A 17402-nucleotide genomic window follows, 5' to 3' on the forward strand; every position below is an offset into this window, starting at 1 on the left:
CTCGATAGTACGCAACAAATAAAAATGCCCCGAAGCTCGCTTCGGGGCATTTCTTGCCACTCATGAATGAGTCATCAGCGTATTACAGACCGATCTGACCGCCATCTTCCTTCTGGATGACCACGGTGGATGCCCGCGGACGCACGGTGCCAGAGGTCACCGCGGTGGCATCGCTGCCAGAAGGCCAGTTGGCCGGATGCTGAATGTTGACGAACATGGCGGTCTTGTCCGGTGTGAAGTAGATGCCGGTCACTTCACAGCCATTCGGACCAACGAAGAAGCGCTTGAGCAGTTCCTGGTTGTCGGCAGATACCACCGCTGCGCTCCCGTCACTCTTCTCCAGCGCAGCGGGAACCACGGCCAGCACCTGATCGTTGGTGTGATCAGCGACTCCGGCATAGCCGTTGTCCGTCTCGATCCACAGGATGCCCTGGCCCTCGCCTCGCTCGTCGTAGCACAGGCCATCCGGGCTGGCAAACTGGTTGGCTTCCGTCAAGCCAGACAGGTTGTCAGTGTCGGCGGCAGCCGCACCGAAGACGAACACTTCCCATTGGAAGTCTGTGCTGTCACCTTCACGCCAGCGGATGATCTGTCCACCTTCGTTGTTGGCACGGGGATTGGGGGCATTGATCGGTGCAGAAGCAAAACCGGTACCTGGCTCCTGGATGTCATCACCCTGATTGTAGGTCGGATCAGAACCTTCCTCGGTGCGCTTGGAGTTATTGGTCAGGGTCATGAAGACCTCTCCGGAAGTCGGGTCCACCGCGCCCCATTCCGGGCGGTCCATCGGAGTGGCTCCCAACAGGTCTGCCGCATCACAAGTATTGACGATGATGCCGGCCAGGTCGTCCGCTTCCAGCTCAAGTGCTTCCGCCAGGGTTTTGCCGTCCTTGGTCTGGGTGTCCGGTGTCAGCGGCAACCATTCACCGCTGCCATCATCGTTGAAGCGCGCGACATACAGCGTGCCCTTGTCCAGATACTTGGCACCGATGGCCAGACGATCGCCCTCGGCTCCCGGGGTGTTGGCATCCGCTGGGTCCCAGGCCGCATCAGTGACGAATTTGTAGATGTACTCGTTGCGTGAATCGTGGCCAGTGTAGAACACCAGCGGCTCGCCGGCGACCAGCTTGCCAGGCCAGCAACCTTCATGGCGGAAACGTCCCAGTGCGGTTCGCTTGACCGCCTGAGCTCCGGTATAAGGGTCGATTTCGACGATATAGCCAAAGGTACGCGGCTCGTTGCGATAGTCACCACTGGCATCATCGGCATTCGGGGTGGCGTTGAAACGTGCAAACTCGCCATCCTGCTCGCTGGCATCGCCCATGGCGGTTTCCCAACCATAACGACCACGCCCTGTCGCCACACCAAGGCGATCATCGTCACGCTCACGACCTTCATCCTTGACGAAGTATTCCGGCCAATTCTCCTCACAGGTCAGATACGTTCCCCATGGGGTATAGCCATTGGCACAGTTGTTGTTGGTACCGCGTGCCTGGGTACCATCAGGAGAAAACAGGGTCTTGACGTAATCGCTGCCAGCAACCGGACCAGATAGCGTCATGGTCGTTGCACTGGTGTAACGCTTGTTGAAGGGCGAGCCCTGGACGTGGTTCCAGCTACCATCTTCCGCTTTCTTCAGTTCGACCAGTGTGATGCCCTGGGCGTTGATCTCGGTGCGTACTTCGTCAGCCGGGCGCTTGCCTTCCGCCATATTGGTCGGGCCACCCTGCGGAGCCCAGAGTGCGTTCTCATCGATATATTCATTGTTGAGCGCCAGCACGAAGCGGCTGGACTCAGTGGACGACTCCAGAGCAAAGCCGTACATGCCATCATGGTGCATGCCGACGCTATTGGCCTGGATCTCGGGCGTCATGGCCAGGTCGTCGGCCCATTCCGGTGCACTGTCATTCAGCGGTGTCGCCCAGGGAATCAACACCTGTGCGGTATAGCCTTTGGGAACAACCACAGCATCCGTGCGCGAGCCAGCAACAGATTCAAACGCCAGGGTCAGGGGTTTCTTGGCCATGCCATTGTTCTTTTCGTTGGCAAAGGCAGACAGTCCGAAGCCTCCAAGCATGCTCAAGGCTGCCATGCCAAGGCCACCCTTCATCACAGCACGGCGCGACACATGGCGCTCGAGGACGGAGGAGAATGGTTCGTTGGTGCTGGAGTTAAACAGGTGATGATTTTCGATTTCCTTGCTCATTATCCTTACCTCAGAGGCCAGTCTTGCAGGGGGGATGTCCCACAGGTCCGATCGGCGAGGCTACAGCGGAAAAGTGACAATTGCATGACGCGCGCCTGGCATCATTCAGTGCGTTGTCATCGGCATATCGGCATACTGGAGCATCATTTGGACAAGGAGGGAGCGGTGGTGTCGAACAGTGTTATCACCTCAGGGAAGAGAGGATTTGCCATCATGCTGGTGCTTGGATTGAGCGGCTGTGCGGCCTTCTCTCCAGCTCCCCCCTCTCACCAGGATAATCTGTGCGAAGTCTTCCGCGAACAGCCCGACTGGTACGATGATGCTCGCGATTCCTACGACAAGTGGGGGACCCCCATCTGGACTCAGATGGCCTTCATCAAGCGTGAATCTTCCTACCAGAGCCATATCCGGCCGCCACGCACCAAGCTGTGGGGTTTCATTCCCTGGAAACGCCCATCCTCTGCCTATGGTTACCCTCAGGCACAGGATCCTGTATGGGATGAGTATGAAGACGAAGTCGGCGGCGTCTTCGCCAGCCGCTCCGACATGCAGGATGCCACAGACTTCATCGGTTGGTACAACGCCCGCACCCAGCGCATGACCGGGGTGTCGCTGAGTAACCCGGAGCACCTGTATCTGGCCTACCATGAAGGACAGGGGGGGTATCAGCGCGGCAGCTACCGTAACAAGCCGGCGGTTCAGAGAGTAGCTCGGGAGGTCTCTGCCACGGCTTCCCGATACCGCGCTCAATTGTCATCGTGCGAGGCCGAATTCCAGTGCGATGGTTTCTTTGAATTCGGCCCCTTCTGCAAGGCTTGATTCAGGCTTGGCTCAAGCGCTCTGCAGCCAGGTTCAACAGATGCTCGGTGGTCTCCCAACCGATGCAGGCGTCGGTGACGGAGACCCCATAACGCAGCTTTCCCGGCTGCAATGGTTGCTTGCCTTCGTGCAGATGGCTCTCCAGCATCACTCCCACCAATGAGGTGTTCCCTGCCACACGCTGACTGAGAACATCAAGCAGGACTTCGCTCTGACGACGGTGATCCTTGCGCGCATTGGCATGGCTGCAATCCACCATCAACCGTGGAGCCAGGCCCGCACTGGTGATGGCCCGGCGAGCCGCGGCAACAGAGTCGGCATCATAATTGGGTTGACCATGCCCACCGCGCAACACCAGATGGGTATGCGGGTTGCCTTGGGTGATCTTCATCATCGGCCGCCCATCGCTGCCAATGGCAAAGTGTTGATGAGGATGAGCGGCAGACTGCATGGCATCCAGGGCGACCTGAACATCACCGTTGGTCGCATTCTTGAAGCCGACGACCGCTTCCAGGCCGCTGGCCAACTCACGATGCAGCTGGGATTCTGTAGTACGTGCACCGATGGCCACCCATGCCAACAGGTCATCGAGGTAGGAAGTGATCATCGGCTGCAGGATTTCCGTCGCCACCGGCAACCCCAGTTCGACGATATCGCGCATCAGCTTGCGCGATACTTCCAGGCCTCGGCGTATATCCCCCGTACCATTCAACCCTGGATCGTAGGCCATGCCCTTCCAACCGACCGTCGTCCGCGGTTTCTCCACATACACTCGCATCACCAGCAAGAGGCGGTCCCGCACGCTGTCGGCGAGAGACTTGAGACGTTGGGCATATTCCATGGCCGCTTGCGGGTCATGAATGGAACAGGGACCGACTACCACCAGCAGACGGTCATCATGGCCGGCGAGAATATCCTGAATTTCCTGGCGCTGGGCCTCGACACGATCACGCAAAGTGGCGCTCAAGGGCAGATCACCCCGCAGTTCGGCAGGTGTGGGTAACGCCATGGATGTGGTTTCCTGGGCCAAAGACGTATCAGACAACGATGGATGAGACGAAGTGACAGCGTTTGTGACAGAGGCAGCAGTATCAAGTTGAGCGGCAGCGTTCATGTGGGTTCAACTCCGGCATTGATGACATCGTGATAGCTTGTGACCACCCTGGGCGCCACGGTCGGAGGTGGCCTGATGAGCCGACCGCGTGCCACTAAATCGCCAGCCATAGCCGGAGTAATAGTCGTAAAAGACCTGGCTGGCGAAGTGACGGTATGCGGTCATGACACGATCTCCTGATGACGATAATGCGTTATTTTTCCAATGATCAAAACAAGAACCCCCGGGCGGGGCTGCCGTCCGGGGGTTCTTGTGGAAGGCGGCCCTGGGAAGGGAGCGCCTTGCTGACCTGTTATTTCATTCGTCCGATCAATCTTTGCGATCGGGACAGGCAGCCGGCACTCCGGTACTAAACCAATACCAGAAATACCCCTGCCAATACCCAGACACTGCCCTATCATTACGACCAGCGCCAGCACCACCCATGAAGGTGGTAGAAACGCGGTGTTGATGAATGGTATCGGGCATGAAAATCTCCTTGAGTGCTTTTTATCCTGCCGGGTGCAGCGGAAAATGGCAAGCCCCTATTCTCATGGCGTTGCCTTCCATCATGGCGTTGCCATCTATCATGACTTTGCCGCCTATCACGACATTTCCATCAGCAGAGCAGTGTGCCCTTATCATGGTGAATGATCTACGCACACTCTTGCCGTACAGGAATCATTGCAAGTGGCGGCCACCATCCACCGCCAACGTCGTGCCCGTCACGTAACGATTATCAAGCAGATAGCGCAGGCTCTGATAGATCACCCCAGGACCAGGCACCATCTGCATCGCTGACTTGCTCCTGGCCTTGGCAGCATATTCTTCATCATCACCAGGATTGAGCATGATCAAGGCCGGAGCAATGGCATTGACCTGAATGGAAGGTGCATACAGCGCAGCAAACGATAGGGTCAGGTTGTCCAGACCCGCCTTGGTCGCAGCATAGGCAGCATGCTTTCTTGAGCCCTTCTGCACCACGTAATCGGTCATGTGGATAATGTCACGCTGAGGCTCGGCACAGGCATCGAGCAGCTCCCGGGCATGCAGATTGATCAGGTAGGGTGCCTGCATGTGCACCCGGAACAGACGCTCGAAGATGGCACCCGCATCCTCATCTCGGCTGTCCGGAGCCCAGTCGCTGGCATTGTGGACGATAGCTCGCAGTGATGAAGTCTGGGTCTTCAGCCGGGCGATGAAGTCGAGTATTCCCGCTTCACTGGAAAAATCCGCCTGTAGCGTCACGATACCGCGCTTGCGCATATCATCAAGCGCTTCTCGCTCGTGGCGATAGCTGATGATGACCTGGTGACCATCATCGACCAGACGCTCTGCACAATGACGTCCAAGGCGCTGGGCACCACCGGTGATCAGAATCGGAGAAGCACTCATCGTTACCGTCCCTCGCTCAGGGTTGTTCCCCTGCTTTCATGGCCATTGCCAGCCAACTTTTTCCTGGATCTAATCCTGCTTCTGGCCTTCCTGTACAGCCTTGCCTGCGCAACTGGCTGATATCAAGGGAGCACGTGGCGCATAGGAGAACACATCGGAAAATACTCGTGCTTCATCAAGCCCCAGGGGTGCCAACACATCCAGACAGGCATATACCATTCCAGGAGAGCCGGACAGATAGACGTCCTCCGCAGAAACGTCGCTCAAGGCCTCGGCAAGCGCAATATCGATTCGTCCATGGTGGCCAACCACCCTATCCTCTGCAAAGCCTTCTTCGAACCCTGTCTCGCAGACACCATGGAACACCAGGTTGTCGGCACCACGAACCCACTCTCTCACCATGGTTTCAGCATAGAGATCTCGACGATCCTTGGCCGCCCACCACAATGAGACCGGGCGCTCAGGCGTCACATGATGCACTTCCTCGATAATGGCCTTCATCTGGGCGAACCCGGTGCCTGCAGCAATCAGCAGCAATGGACGTTGGCTTTCGACATCAAGTACGCAATCGCCACTGGGAAGACGCACCTCGAGATGCTCAGCCACTACCAGCATTCGACGCAGCAAGGCCGAGTTGGAACGCTCAGGCCAATGCTGGATATGCAATTCCAGCAGGCCATCTCCAGCATGACGACTGGCAATGGAAAAAGGCACCCAAGTGCCCTCATCGAGACGCATTTCCAGGTATTGTCCTGGAGCATGGGCCATGGCTTCCGCACGCCCTTCCAGCAGCACGCGGAATACATCAGGGGTAAGGTCCGAGACCTCAAGGACTTGGCAGGTCAGAGTCCGTGCCGTCATGTCGACCTCTTGTCTGTATCAGGGAGAGGAATGCCTAGATCATTCCAGCGCTGGCTGACTCGTGTCTTGACGGATTCATCCATGACAATGGGCTCTCCCCACTCACGGTCAGTCTCACCAGGCCATTTATTGGTCGCATCGAGTCCCATCTTGGAACCCAGCCCTGCCACCGGAGAGGCGAAATCCAGGTAATCGATAGGTGTGTTATCCACCAGAACAGTATCGCGAGCCGGGTCCATACGGGTGGTGATTGCCCAGATCACATCCTGCCAATTGCGCGCATCGATATCATCGTCGACGACCACCACAAACTTGGTGTACATGAACTGGCGTAGAAAGCTCCACACTCCCATCATCACGCGCTTGGCATGGCCGGGGTATTGTTTCTTCATGGTCACCACGGCCATGCGGTAGGAGCAGCCTTCCGGAGGAAGGTAGAAGTCCTGAATCTCCGGGAATTGGCGACGCAGGATAGGCACGAAGACTTCGTTCAGCGCCAGCCCCAGAATCGCAGGCTCATCAGGAGGGCGACCGGTATAGGTAGAGTGATAAATGGCATTTTCACGCATGGTCATGCGCGTGACGGTAAATACCGGAAACGTCTCGACTTCGTTGTAATATCCCGTGTGATCACCGTAGGGGCCTTCCGGCGCCGTGTCATCAGGATAAATGAAGCCTTCGAGAATGATTTCCGCCGAAGCCGGCACCTGCAGATCCGCATGCCCGCACTTGACCAGCTCGGTACGCGATCCACGCAACAGGCCGGCAAAAGCATACTCGGACAGCGTATCGGGTACCGGTGTCACAGCACCGAGAATGGTCGCCGGATCGGCACCCAACGCGACTGCCACGGGGAAAGGTTCATCGGGATGAAGCTTGCGAAACTCCTGGTAATCCAGAGCGCCGCCACGATGAGACAGCCAGCGCATGATCAGGCGGTTTTTCGACAACTTCTGCTGACGATAGATACCGAGGTTCTGGCGTGACTTGCCGGGTCCCTTGGTTACCACCAGAGGCCAGGTCACCAGAGGCGCAGCATCACCCGGCCAGCAGTGCTGAATCGGCAGGCGATCGAGATCGACCTCATCATCTTCATAGACCAGAGCTTGCACCGGGGCCGAGCGCACGGTCTTGGGGCTCATGCTCATCACTTGCTTGAAGATAGGCAGCTTTTCCCAAGCATCACGCAAGCCTTTGGGGGGTTCAGGCTCCTTGAGGAAGGCCAGCAGTTCACCGACCTCCCGCAGGGCATCCACAGAATCCTGCCCCATCCCCAAAGCAACCCGGTGGGGTGTGCCAAACAGGTTGCCAAGCAACGGCATCTTCGAGCCTTTCACGTTCTCGAACAGCAAGGCAGGGCCGCCAGCGCGCAAAGTGCGATCGCAAATCTCGGTGATCTCGAGATAGGGATCCACTTCAGCTGTCACCCGCTTGAGCTCACCAGCCTCTTCCAGAACAGCGATGAACTCACGCAAGTCACGATACTTCATGCGATTTTCTCGCTTCCAATACTCGAAAAGGGCAGCATATCACGGCCTGGGCCATAAGCCGTAAGCTGTATGCTTCGAAACAAAACAACCTCCTCGAGATTCGGCTCCAGGAGGTTGTTGCTTGAAGCAACCTGCTTGTATCACATGCCTGGAGTTACCCTCCTCAAGGCATTCCCGTCACTCAGCGGCGCTTCATGGCTTCGAAGAACTCAAGATTCGTCTTGGTATCCTTCAGACGATCGATCAGGAACTCTGTCGCAGCAGTGTCATCCATTGGATTGAGCAGCTTGCGCAGGATCCACATGCGCTGCATTTCATCCTCGGAGGCAATCAGGTCCTCGCGACGAGTACCAGAGCGTCTGATGTTGATGGCGGGATAGACACGACGTTCCGCCAGGCGGCGATCCAGGTGGGCTTCCATGTTGCCGGTCCCCTTGAACTCCTCGAAGATCACCTCGTCCATCTTGGAGCCAGTATCGACCAGAGCGGTGGCAATGATGGTCAGGCTGCCACCTTCTTCGATGTTACGGGCGGCACCGAAGAAACGCTTGGGTTTTTCCAGCGCATGGGCGTCGACACCACCGGTGAGCACTTTGCCGGATGACGGCACCACGGTGTTGTAAGCACGCGCCAGACGAGTGATGGAATCAAGCAGGATGACGACATCCTTCTTGTGCTCCACCAGACGCTTGGCCTTCTCGATAACCATCTCGGCCACCTGAACATGACGGGCCGGAGGCTCATCAAAGGTGGAAGCCACCACTTCACCTCGTACCGTGCGTGACATCTCGGTCACTTCCTCCGGGCGCTCGTCGATCAACAGGACGATCAACTGACACTCGGGATTATTACGGGTAATGGAGGTCGCGATGTTCTGCAGCATCAGCGTCTTACCTGCCTTGGGCGGCGAGACGATCAGGCCACGCTGGCCTTTGCCGATAGGTGCAGTGAGATCGATGATGCGAGCGGTGAGGTCTTCCGTGGAGCCGTTGCCGATCTCCATGCGCAGACGCTCTTGAGGGAATAGCGGGGTAAGGTTTTCAAACAGGATCTTGTGCTTGGCATTTTCCGGTCGATCCAGGTTGATCTGGCTGACCTTGAGCAGAGCGAAATAACGTTCGCCCTCTTTCGGCGGCCGGATCTTGCCGGAAATGGTATCCCCCTTGCGCAGATTGAAACGGCGAATCTGCGAGGGCGACACATAGATATCGTCTGGCCCGGCGAGGTAGGAACTATCCGCGCTGCGCAGAAATCCGAAACCATCCTGGAGGATTTCAAGAACACCGTCGCCGAAGATATCTTCGCCGCTCTTGGCGTGTTTCTTGAGAATGGCAAAGATGATGTCTTGCTTGCGGGACCGTGCCAGGTTGTCGATACCCATCTCACGTGCGATATCGAGAAGCTCCGGTACGGGCTTTTGCTTGAGTTCGGTCAGGTTCATCAGAGTTCAGAAATTACTCGTGGAAGCCGGGCGGCATGGCGCCGTCGCGATAAAGGATAGTGAGGGGCGAAAACGACGCCACTTGAGTGCGTTCAGAGCCCGGAGGCCGCTCTCTCAGACGGCTTCAAAGATATAGTCATGGGCCGGGGACTCCCGTCTACATGTAGATGGAGGAGATCCGAGCCAGCGTCTGGACTTGGGAGCAGACTCTACCGCCTATTATCAGCATCGCGTGGCCGAAACCTTCAGCGGAGCTGACGTGATGCTCTTTTCATCACAACGTGGGCTGTCTGACGACTTGGGATGGTCTCGCAGCGGAGGCAGCAAGACCGGAAAACACATCCGCAACAGGCGAATGACACGATACTAGACAACAGTGAGGAGGAACGCAAGTCCCTGAGCGCGGTAAGATTGACATCCGCGGGAGGCAGTCGCAACCTAACGCCATATCAAGTGAAGGACCCACCATGACCCAGCCCCTGGATACGCTCAGCGCCTTACGTGAGTCTCCTGGCGATTCCGACCTCACTCGTTTCGCTGCCATTGACCTTGGATCCAACAGCTTCCACCTGCTGGTCGCCAATTATCAGGATGACCGCCTGCAGGTCGTTGCACGGCTCGGGGAGAAAGTGCAACTGGCTGCTGGTCTCGACGATGATGGCCTGCTCAGCGAGGAAGCCATGACCCGAGCACTGGACTGCCTGGCTCGCTTCGCTCCTTTCCTTGAAGATATTCCTGCTTCGCGCATGCGTGTGGTCGGCACCAACGCCCTGCGCGATGCCGATAACAGCCAGATTTTCATAGAACGTGCCGAGGCTCTGCTCGGTACCCGCATCGAGATCATTGCCGGCCGTGAAGAAGCCCGCCTGATTTACCTTGGTGCGGCTCACGCTCTGGCTGAAACAGGTCGACGCCTGATTGTCGATATCGGCGGCGGCTCTACGGAGTTCATCATCGGCGAACACTTTGAGCCCATGGCGCTGGAAAGCCTGCGCATGGGATGTGTCACCTACACCCAGCGTTTCTTCGATAGCGGCGAGATCAGTGAAAAACGCATGCGCCAGGCAGAGCTGGCCGCCCTTTCCGAACTGGCCAGTATCCGCCGCCCTTACACACGCCTCGGCTGGCAGGATCCGGTGGGTTCCAGCGGCACCATCAAGGCTGCTGCTGCCGTTCTGGCCGCCAGTGGGGATGCCACGGAGGGTGTGATCACTCGGGAAGGACTCGCCAAGCTGCGCAAGCGTCTGATCAAGTGCAAGCTGCTGAGCAAGGTCGCCATGGATGGGCTCAAGCCTGATCGTGCACGGGTATTTCCTGCTGGGATTGCCATCCTCGGTGCCGTATTCGAAGCATTCGACCTGGAAGAAATGCGCTTCGCCGATGGCGCACTGCGCGAGGGTGTGCTGTATGACATGGCTGGACGGAACAGCCCAGAAGATTCACGTCTAAAAAGTCTCGAATCACTGGCGCGTAGCTACAATGTCGATACGCGACAGGCAGACAATGTCGCCGCCACCGCCAAGGCACTATGGCAACAAGTTCGCGATGATTGGGAGCTTGACGATGATCAGGCGCGCTTCCTGGACTGGGCATGCTGGATGCATGAAATTGGCCAGGCTATCTCGCATAGTCAGTTTCATCGCCATGGCGCCTACCTGCTGGAACATTCCGATTTGTCAGGCTTTTCGCGACCGGAGCAGCGCCTGCTCTCGTTTCTGGTGCGCGCTCACCGACGCAAGTTCCCCATCAAGGAGTGGCAGGCACTGCCAGCCTCGGAACAGATCTCGTACCAACGCCTGGCCCGGTTGCTACGCCTGGCGGTGTTACTCAATCATTCACGCCCCGAACAGCCACCAGAGATTCCGAAGCTCAGTGCCAATGGAGAAACTCTGCACTTGGCCATTCCTTACAGCGATGACCCAGGCCTGCTGAACACTGATCTGGAGCAGGAAGTGCAGTACATGGAGCAGACAAACTTTGGCCTGGTGCTGGAGCCAGAGAAGATCGAAGCCTGAGCCTTCTTTTGACTCGCAGTAGGCCGGTTCTTCAGCCTCTTTCCCTTTGGCCAGAGAAAGCTACCCAATCCACTGCGACAGCCAACCAGCGGCCTTCGACAAGATCGAGGGCCGCAACGCTTTCACCGCCACACCATACCACCGCGATCGCCCGGCGCCGCCAGGGCGGCACATCTTCTTCCTGAAGCAGGCGCTTGAGATCGCGCCTTCCTCTCCCGGGCAGACATAGTCGCTCTCCCCCCTGTCGAGGGCGCACGATCAAGGCCACAGAAACGTCGTCATGCTGGTGCTGCAAGCGCACCTCACACGGCCCCCATGGCGTTTCCAGGGGACACTGGCCATTCCACTCAACTTCCTGGTCGAAGAACTGCGGATCTGCTGCCATCAACCATAGCGCTCCGCGCCAGCGCCGCGCTTCGCCCCCCGGCCAGCCAACATGAACTTGCGCATCGTCGCGAGCTTTCAACTGCGCCAACAGACTCTCGAGGCGAGCCGCTGGTGGAGACGGCAAGCCGAGTCGGCTCGCACAGTGGCGTACGAGTAAACGCTGACGCGGCAATGACAGGGATGCCAACATGTCGACAGGCAACCGCTCAGGCATTCCGCCAAGGCGAGTCAGATCCTCCTCAGCAAACTCGTTGAGCAACCCATGAGCCTCTCCGGCCAACCCCGCTGTCGAGGCCAACGCAGCGCTGGCTCCAGGCCAACGCTCGCCAAGCAATGGCATTACCTTGTGCCGGAGGTAGTTACGGTCCTGTTCGAGCTCTGCATTGGTAGGATCTTCGACCCAGGTCAGGCCGATTTCCCGAGCGGCAGTTTCCAACTCGGCACGAGAGACATCGAGTAGTGGGCGTTGGAGAGTGACACCCGCAATATCACGCTGATATGGCATGGAAGCCAGCCCGGTCACACCGGAACGACGTAATGCTGCGAGCAGGAAAGTCTCGGCCTGATCATCGCGATGCTGAGCCAGCCATAACACATCTCCCTGGCTGAGCCGTCGCGCGAATGCTGAGTAGCGGGCCCGACGCGCAGCACCTTCCAGACCTTCGCTACTGCTCAAGTCGACACTCACGGACTCGATGAAGAGCGGTACTTCAAGGTACGAACACAGCCAACGGCAATGCGACTCGAAATCACCAGCCGCCGCCTGCAGCCCATGATTGACATGCAAGGCATATAACGGACGCCGGTGGCGCCGGCAAGCACTGGCCGCCAGGCTAAGCAGCAATGAAGAGTCCAGCCCTCCGGATAGCGCGATCCAAACAGCGCGCCCCGGCGGCAAAGCCACCAGGGCGCGTTCAATATGCGATGAAAGGCTCATGTTCTGCCTCTCGGCGGCTCAGCAGCTCAAGCCGGAGCACCGTAGCTCATCAGGCGCTCATAGCGGCGCTCGAGCAGGGCGTCGGTATCCATGGCCTGGAGACGGTCCAGACTTTCACTGATGGCGTCTCGTACCCTACGGGCCGCTTCTTCGGGATAGCGATGAGCGCCCCCCAGGGGCTCCTTGATCAAGGTATCGACGAAACCCAGCTCCTTGAGGCGTGACGCGGTGATCCCCATGGCCTGGGCGGCGTCGGATGCACGCTCGGCGCTCTTCCACAGGATGGAAGCACAACCCTCGGGGGAGATGACCGAGTAAGTGGAGTATTCAAGCATCAGCAACTCATCGCAGACCCCGATGGCCAAGGCACCGCCAGAGCCGCCCTCACCCACGACAGTGGAGACAATCGGGGTCTTGAGCCGAGACATCACTGCCAAATTGTAGGCAATCGCCTCACTCTGGCCACGCTCTTCTGCATCGATACCCGGATAGGCTCCAGGAGTGTCAATGAAAGTCAGTACCGGCATCTTGAAACGCTCGGCCATTTCCATCAGGCGGACGGCCTTGCGATAGCCTTCCGGACGCGGCATACCGAAGTTGCGACGCACTTTTTCCTTCACGTCACGTCCCTTCTGGTGGCCAATCACCATCACCGGACGCTCATTGAAACGTGCTACACCACCAACAATGGCGGCATCATCGGCAAACTCACGATCACCATGAAGCTCATCGAAGTCGGTAAAGACGTGTGCCAGATAATCCAGTGTATAGGGGCGTTGAGGATGGCGCGACACCTGGGAGACCTGCCAGGCAGACAGATCCTTGAAGATCGATTCGGTAAGCTTGCGACTTTTTTCCTCGAGCCGGGAAATCTCGTCACTGAGATTGACCTGGCTATCGTTGCCGACCAGGCGCAGCTCTTCAATCTTGGCCTGCAATTCGGCGATGGGCTGTTCGAAATCGAGGTAATTGGGATTCATGGGCAACGCCTTGTAGTCATCGAAAGGCAGACATGACGAATCGGATGTCTACCCATGGCAAAAATAAATTGGGGTGCATTATCGCACCCTGACAGGGCCACGCAAGGTAACAGACTCTACACAATAAGGAATCCTGATGCAGATGCAGTAACCATCGAGAGTCATGCGCCCATGGTTTATTCAACACGAGGGGTGTCGGCCCGGGTTTTGCCTGCACAGGACTCCATTCTATCGCTCAGCGATACTTGAGCCTTACACCATCCTGGCCTTCGACCTCACGTAACGCGATCAGCAGATCATCGGATGGCGTGACACGCCACTGCTCATCAAACTCCAGCCAGCCTGAAGCTTCCTGATTCCGGTAACGCAGCCGCACCGGCAGCCCCTGGTCACTGCAATGCGGAACCAGGCTCTGGCGCAAACTGTTGATCAACTTGCCATTGGCCTGACGCCCATCCACCGATACCTCCACTGCCTGGGCAAAGCGTCCACGCGCTTCCACCATTGGCGTGACTTCCTTGCCACGCAAACGCAATCCGCCAGAATAGTCGTCACTAGAGACTTCACCTTCGATGATCAATACCTCGGCACTATCGAACTGTTGGCGCACGCTATCGAACAATTCGCCAAACAACGAGGCTTCGATGCGACCAGTGCGATCATCCAGGGTAAGAAAGGCCATGGTATCGCCGCGCTTGGACTTCATCGTCCGCATGCCCACCACCAGGCCTGCCACCCGCTGGGACTCCCGGGAAGGCTTGAGGTCAGCGATACGCGTGGAAACGAAGCGCGACAGCTCCTCTTCATACTCATCGATAGGATGGCCAGTGAGGTAAAGGCCCAGAGTGTCCTTTTCTCCCGCCAGGCGCTCCCGATCCGTCCACTCGCGTACGCGAAGATAACTTTCATAGGGATCGGCTTCATCATCTTCCGCCGCCGCAGCGAAAGCATCACCGAACAGGTCCATCATCCCGGCATTCTGGTTCTGGTGATTCTGCGCCGCCGCTTTCAGTGCATCATCCAGAGCTGCACTCAGTACTGCACGATTGGGACCCAGGCGATCCAGGGCGCCCGAACGAATCAGCGCTTCCAGGGTGCGCTTGTTCATACGCTTGGGATCGATACGGCGACAGAAATCGAACAGGTCCTTGAACGGACCATCTGTACTGCGCGCCTCGACAATGGCACCAATGGGGCCTTCACCGACTCCGCGGATGGCACCCAGGCCATACACCACCCGCCCCTCGTCATCCACGGTGAACTTGTAACCACCGACATTGACGTCTGGTGGCGTCACGGTGAGGCGCAGGTTACGGCACTCCTCGATCAGCGGTACCACCTTATCGAGGTTGTCCATTTCCGTGGACATGACCGCTGCCATGAAGGGACCAGGATAATGGGCCTTGAGCCAGGCCGTCTGGTAGGACACCAGAGCGTAGGCAGCAGAGTGGGATTTGTTGAAACCGTAACCGGCAAATTTCTCTACCAGGTCGAAGATGTTGCCGGCCAGATCCGCATCGATGCCGTTGGCCTGGCAACCTTCCATGAAGCCACTACGCTGCTTGGCCATCTCCTCGGGCTTCTTCTTGCCCATGGCCCGTCGCAGAAGGTCTGCCTGGCCCAGGCTATATCCCGCCATCACCTGGGCAATCTGCATGACCTGCTCCTGATACAGGATGATGCCGTAAGTGGGCGTCAAGACAGGTATCAGAGATTCATGCTGGTAATCAGGATGTGGATATGCGAGTTCGGCACGTCCATGCTTACGGTTGATGAAGTCATCGACCATTCCTGACTGAAGCGGACCAGGGCGAAACAACGCCACCAGGGCGATCATGTCTTCCAGCGAGTCCGGCAGCAGACGCTTGATCAGCTCCTTCATGCCTCGGGATTCAAGCTGGAAGACTGCCGTGGTCTCTGCCTTCTTGAGCATGTCGAAGGTCTTGGCATCATCCAGTGGAATAGTGTCGATATTCAGTGGCTCTCGCCCTTCGGTGGCACGTACCTTGTCCACCATTTCCAGCGCCCAGTCGATGATGGTCAAAGTACGCAGACCAAGGAAGTCGAACTTGACCAGCCCAGCACTTTCGATGTCATTCTTGTCGAACTGCACCACCAGGCCACGGCCATCTTCGTCACACAACAGTGGAGCGAAGTCGGTCAGCTTCGTAGGGGCGATCACCACGCCACCAGCATGCTTGCCGGTCCCTCGGGTGATGCCTTCGAGTTTGACAGCCATTTCCCAGATTTCCTGGGCATCCTCATCAACTTCGATGAATTCCTTCAGCTGCGGTTCCTGCTCGATGGCCTTGGCCAGGGTCATGCCGACTTCAAAGGGAATCAGCTTGGATAGCTTGTCTCCCAAGGAATAGGGTTTGCCCTGGGCTCGGGCCACGTCACGCACCACCGCCTTGGCTGCCATGGTGCCGAAAGTGACGATCTGAGAAACCGCATCGCGGCCATAGCGCTCGGCCACATAGTTGATCACCCGATCACGCTTTTCCATGCAGAAGTCGACATCGAAGTCAGGCATGGAGACACGTTCCGGGTTGAGGAAGCGCTCGAACAGCAGGTCGTACTGTATGGGGTCAAGATCCGTGATCTTCTGGGCGTAGGCCACCAGAGAGCCGGCACCGGAGCCTCGCCCTGGCCCCACCGGGACATCGTTGTCCTTGGCCCATTGGATGAAGTCCATCACGATCAGAAAATAACCAGGGAACCCCATTTGCAGAATGATATCGAGCTCAAAATCCAGACGCTCGCGGTACACCTTTTCCTTTTCTGCCCACTCTTCTGTATCCCGCGGATGCTGGGCTACGGGATACAAGGCATCCAGGCGCTCCGTCAGGCCATCATGGGAGATCTTGCGAAAGAACTCGTCCTGAGTCATGCCTTCAGGAATGCCGTATTCCGGCAGGAAAATTTCCCCAAGGCGCACATTGACGTTACAGCGCGCGGCAATCATGACGCTGTTTTCGATCGCCTCGGGGATATCGGAAAACAGCTCCGCCATCTCTTGCGGGCTCTTGAGATATTGCTCCTCGGTATAGCGTCGCTCACGGCGCGGGTCTTCCAGACTCATGCCCTCGCCGATGGCAACGCGTGTCTCATGAACCCAAAAGTCCTCACGTGCGAGAAAGCGCACATCATTGGTCGCCACCACGGGAGTGTCCGTTTCCATGGCCAGGGCCACGCAAGCATGCACACAGTCCTCTTCCAGCGGTCGCCCAGTGCGTGTCAACTCCAAGTAGAAGCGCCCCGGAAAGGCACTGGTCCACTCTTCCAGCAGGTTCTTGGCTTCGCCATGGTGGTCACTGAGCAGGTGACGACCGATTTCCCCCTCACGCCCGCCAGAAAGGGCAATCAATCCTTCGCTTTGAGCCATGACCCAGGACTTTTGCAGAATCGCCTGGTCTTGATGCTGCCCTTCCTGCCAGCCTCGCGAAATCAGCTCCGTCAGATTGCGGTAGCCGGTATCGTTCATCGCCAGCAACGTCACTCGATAGGGGTGACTTTCATCATGAATGTTATGCAGCCACAAGTCGGCGCCGATGATCGGCTTCATGCCGGCCCCCTGGACGCCATTGTAGAACTTGACCAGGGCAAACAGGTTCGAGTCGTCGGTCAACGCCAGCGCGGGCATCCCCAACTCCGCTCCTGCCTTGATATACGGCTTGAGCCGCACCAGGCCGTCGACCAGGGAAAACTCACTATGGACGCGCAGATGAACGAAGGGAACGGACATGAGAATGCACAACCTCAAGAAAACAAAGGCCAC

The 17402-nt window shown here is 57.6% G+C and carries 13 protein-coding genes; 2 read left to right on the forward strand and 11 right to left on the reverse strand.

Going from position 1 to position 17402, the window contains the following annotated elements:
* Positions 1–82: 82 nt before the first annotated feature.
* Positions 83–2206: a PhoX family phosphatase gene (locus tag Q1K07_RS14080; RefSeq protein ID WP_300312012.1), complete on the reverse strand. Its 2124-nt coding sequence runs from the start codon at positions 2204–2206 to the stop codon at positions 83–85.
* Positions 2207–2374: 168 nt separating this feature from the next.
* On the opposite strand from Q1K07_RS14080, the gene Q1K07_RS14085 reads away from it, so the two are divergent.
* Complete coding sequence (locus Q1K07_RS14085; RefSeq protein ID WP_366945079.1) at positions 2375–3025, forward strand: lysozyme-like domain containing protein; 651 nt, start codon at positions 2375–2377, stop codon at positions 3023–3025.
* Position 3026: 1 nt separating this feature from the next.
* Here Q1K07_RS14085 and Q1K07_RS14090 read toward each other — a convergent pair whose 3' ends face one another.
* The 7 genes from Q1K07_RS14090 to rho all read right to left on the reverse strand — a co-directional run bounded on the left by Q1K07_RS14090 (position 3027) and on the right by rho (position 9305).
* Complete coding sequence (locus Q1K07_RS14090; protein WP_300312015.1) at positions 3027–4034, reverse strand: 3-deoxy-7-phosphoheptulonate synthase; 1008 nt, start codon at positions 4032–4034, stop codon at positions 3027–3029.
* A gap of 111 nt (positions 4035–4145) precedes the next feature.
* The gene (locus tag Q1K07_RS14095; RefSeq protein WP_300312018.1) at positions 4146–4304 is read right to left on the reverse strand and encodes a hypothetical protein; all 159 of its coding nucleotides are present in this window, start codon (positions 4302–4304) and stop codon (positions 4146–4148) included.
* 144 nt (positions 4305–4448) lie between these two features.
* On the reverse strand, positions 4449–4607 hold the full coding sequence (locus Q1K07_RS14100; RefSeq protein ID WP_300312020.1) for a hypothetical protein: 159 nt from the start codon (positions 4605–4607) through the stop codon (positions 4449–4451).
* Between the two features lie 192 nt (positions 4608–4799).
* Positions 4800–5513: a dihydromonapterin reductase gene (gene folM / locus Q1K07_RS14105; protein ID WP_300312023.1), complete on the reverse strand. Its 714-nt coding sequence runs from the start codon at positions 5511–5513 to the stop codon at positions 4800–4802.
* Positions 5514–5582: 69 nt separating this feature from the next.
* Positions 5583–6374 (reverse strand): FAD-binding oxidoreductase, encoded by a 792-nt coding sequence (locus Q1K07_RS14110; protein ID WP_300312026.1) that lies wholly within the window; start codon positions 6372–6374, stop codon positions 5583–5585.
* Positions 6371–7864 carry a 4-hydroxy-3-polyprenylbenzoate decarboxylase gene (ubiD, locus tag Q1K07_RS14115; protein WP_300312029.1) on the reverse strand — a complete coding sequence of 498 codons (1494 nt, stop codon included), beginning with the start codon at positions 7862–7864 and terminating at the stop codon, positions 6371–6373. Before ubiD ends, Q1K07_RS14110 begins: the two co-directional genes overlap by 4 nt.
* A 181-nt stretch (positions 7865–8045) precedes the next feature.
* Complete coding sequence (rho, locus tag Q1K07_RS14120) at positions 8046–9305, reverse strand: transcription termination factor Rho (RefSeq protein ID WP_300312032.1); 1260 nt, start codon at positions 9303–9305, stop codon at positions 8046–8048.
* 467 nt (positions 9306–9772) lie between these two features.
* Between rho and ppx the strand changes: the two genes are divergently transcribed.
* Positions 9773–11320 carry an exopolyphosphatase gene (gene ppx / locus Q1K07_RS14125; protein WP_300312035.1) on the forward strand — a complete coding sequence of 516 codons (1548 nt, stop codon included), beginning with the start codon at positions 9773–9775 and terminating at the stop codon, positions 11318–11320.
* Positions 11321–11351: 31 nt separating this feature from the next.
* Here ppx and tilS read toward each other — a convergent pair whose 3' ends face one another.
* The 3 genes from tilS to dnaE all read right to left on the reverse strand — a co-directional run bounded on the left by tilS (position 11352) and on the right by dnaE (position 17369).
* Positions 11352–12644 (reverse strand): tRNA lysidine(34) synthetase TilS, encoded by a 1293-nt coding sequence (gene tilS, locus Q1K07_RS14130; RefSeq protein ID WP_300312038.1) that lies wholly within the window; start codon positions 12642–12644, stop codon positions 11352–11354.
* A 26-nt stretch (positions 12645–12670) separates the two neighbouring features.
* The gene (locus Q1K07_RS14135) at positions 12671–13624 is read right to left on the reverse strand and encodes an acetyl-CoA carboxylase carboxyltransferase subunit alpha (RefSeq protein WP_300312041.1); all 954 of its coding nucleotides are present in this window, start codon (positions 13622–13624) and stop codon (positions 12671–12673) included.
* A gap of 235 nt (positions 13625–13859) precedes the next feature.
* Positions 13860–17369 carry a DNA polymerase III subunit alpha gene (dnaE, locus tag Q1K07_RS14140; RefSeq protein ID WP_300312044.1) on the reverse strand — a complete coding sequence of 1170 codons (3510 nt, stop codon included), beginning with the start codon at positions 17367–17369 and terminating at the stop codon, positions 13860–13862.
* Between the last annotated feature and the right edge of the window lie 33 nt (positions 17370–17402).

The organism is Halomonas sp., from assembly GCF_029263665.1.
Taxonomy (GTDB): Bacteria; Pseudomonadota; Gammaproteobacteria; order Pseudomonadales; family Halomonadaceae; genus Halomonas.

Coding starts and splice junctions, on each gene's coding strand:
- Q1K07_RS14100 (WP_300312020.1), bottom strand. CDS start 4,607: ATGCCCGATACCATTCATCAACACCGCGTTTCTACCACCTTCATGGGT.
- Q1K07_RS14095 (WP_300312018.1), bottom strand. CDS start 4,304: ATGACCGCATACCGTCACTTCGCCAGCCAGGTCTTTTACGACTATTAC.
- ppx (WP_300312035.1), top strand. CDS start 9,773: ATGACCCAGCCCCTGGATACGCTCAGCGCCTTACGTGAGTCTCCTGGC.
- dnaE (WP_300312044.1), bottom strand. CDS start 17,369: ATGTCCGTTCCCTTCGTTCATCTGCGCGTCCATAGTGAGTTTTCCCTG.
- Q1K07_RS14110 (WP_300312026.1), bottom strand. CDS start 6,374: ATGACGGCACGGACTCTGACCTGCCAAGTCCTTGAGGTCTCGGACCTT.
- Q1K07_RS14135 (WP_300312041.1), bottom strand. CDS start 13,624: ATGAATCCCAATTACCTCGATTTCGAACAGCCCATCGCCGAATTGCAG.
- Q1K07_RS14090 (WP_300312015.1), bottom strand. CDS start 4,034: ATGGCGTTACCCACACCTGCCGAACTGCGGGGTGATCTGCCCTTGAGC.
- Q1K07_RS14080 (WP_300312012.1), bottom strand. CDS start 2,206: ATGAGCAAGGAAATCGAAAATCATCACCTGTTTAACTCCAGCACCAAC.
- folM (WP_300312023.1), bottom strand. CDS start 5,513: ATGAGTGCTTCTCCGATTCTGATCACCGGTGGTGCCCAGCGCCTTGGA.
- rho (WP_300312032.1), bottom strand. CDS start 9,305: ATGAACCTGACCGAACTCAAGCAAAAGCCCGTACCGGAGCTTCTCGAT.
- tilS (WP_300312038.1), bottom strand. CDS start 12,644: ATGAGCCTTTCATCGCATATTGAACGCGCCCTGGTGGCTTTGCCGCCG.
- ubiD (WP_300312029.1), bottom strand. CDS start 7,864: ATGAAGTATCGTGACTTGCGTGAGTTCATCGCTGTTCTGGAAGAGGCT.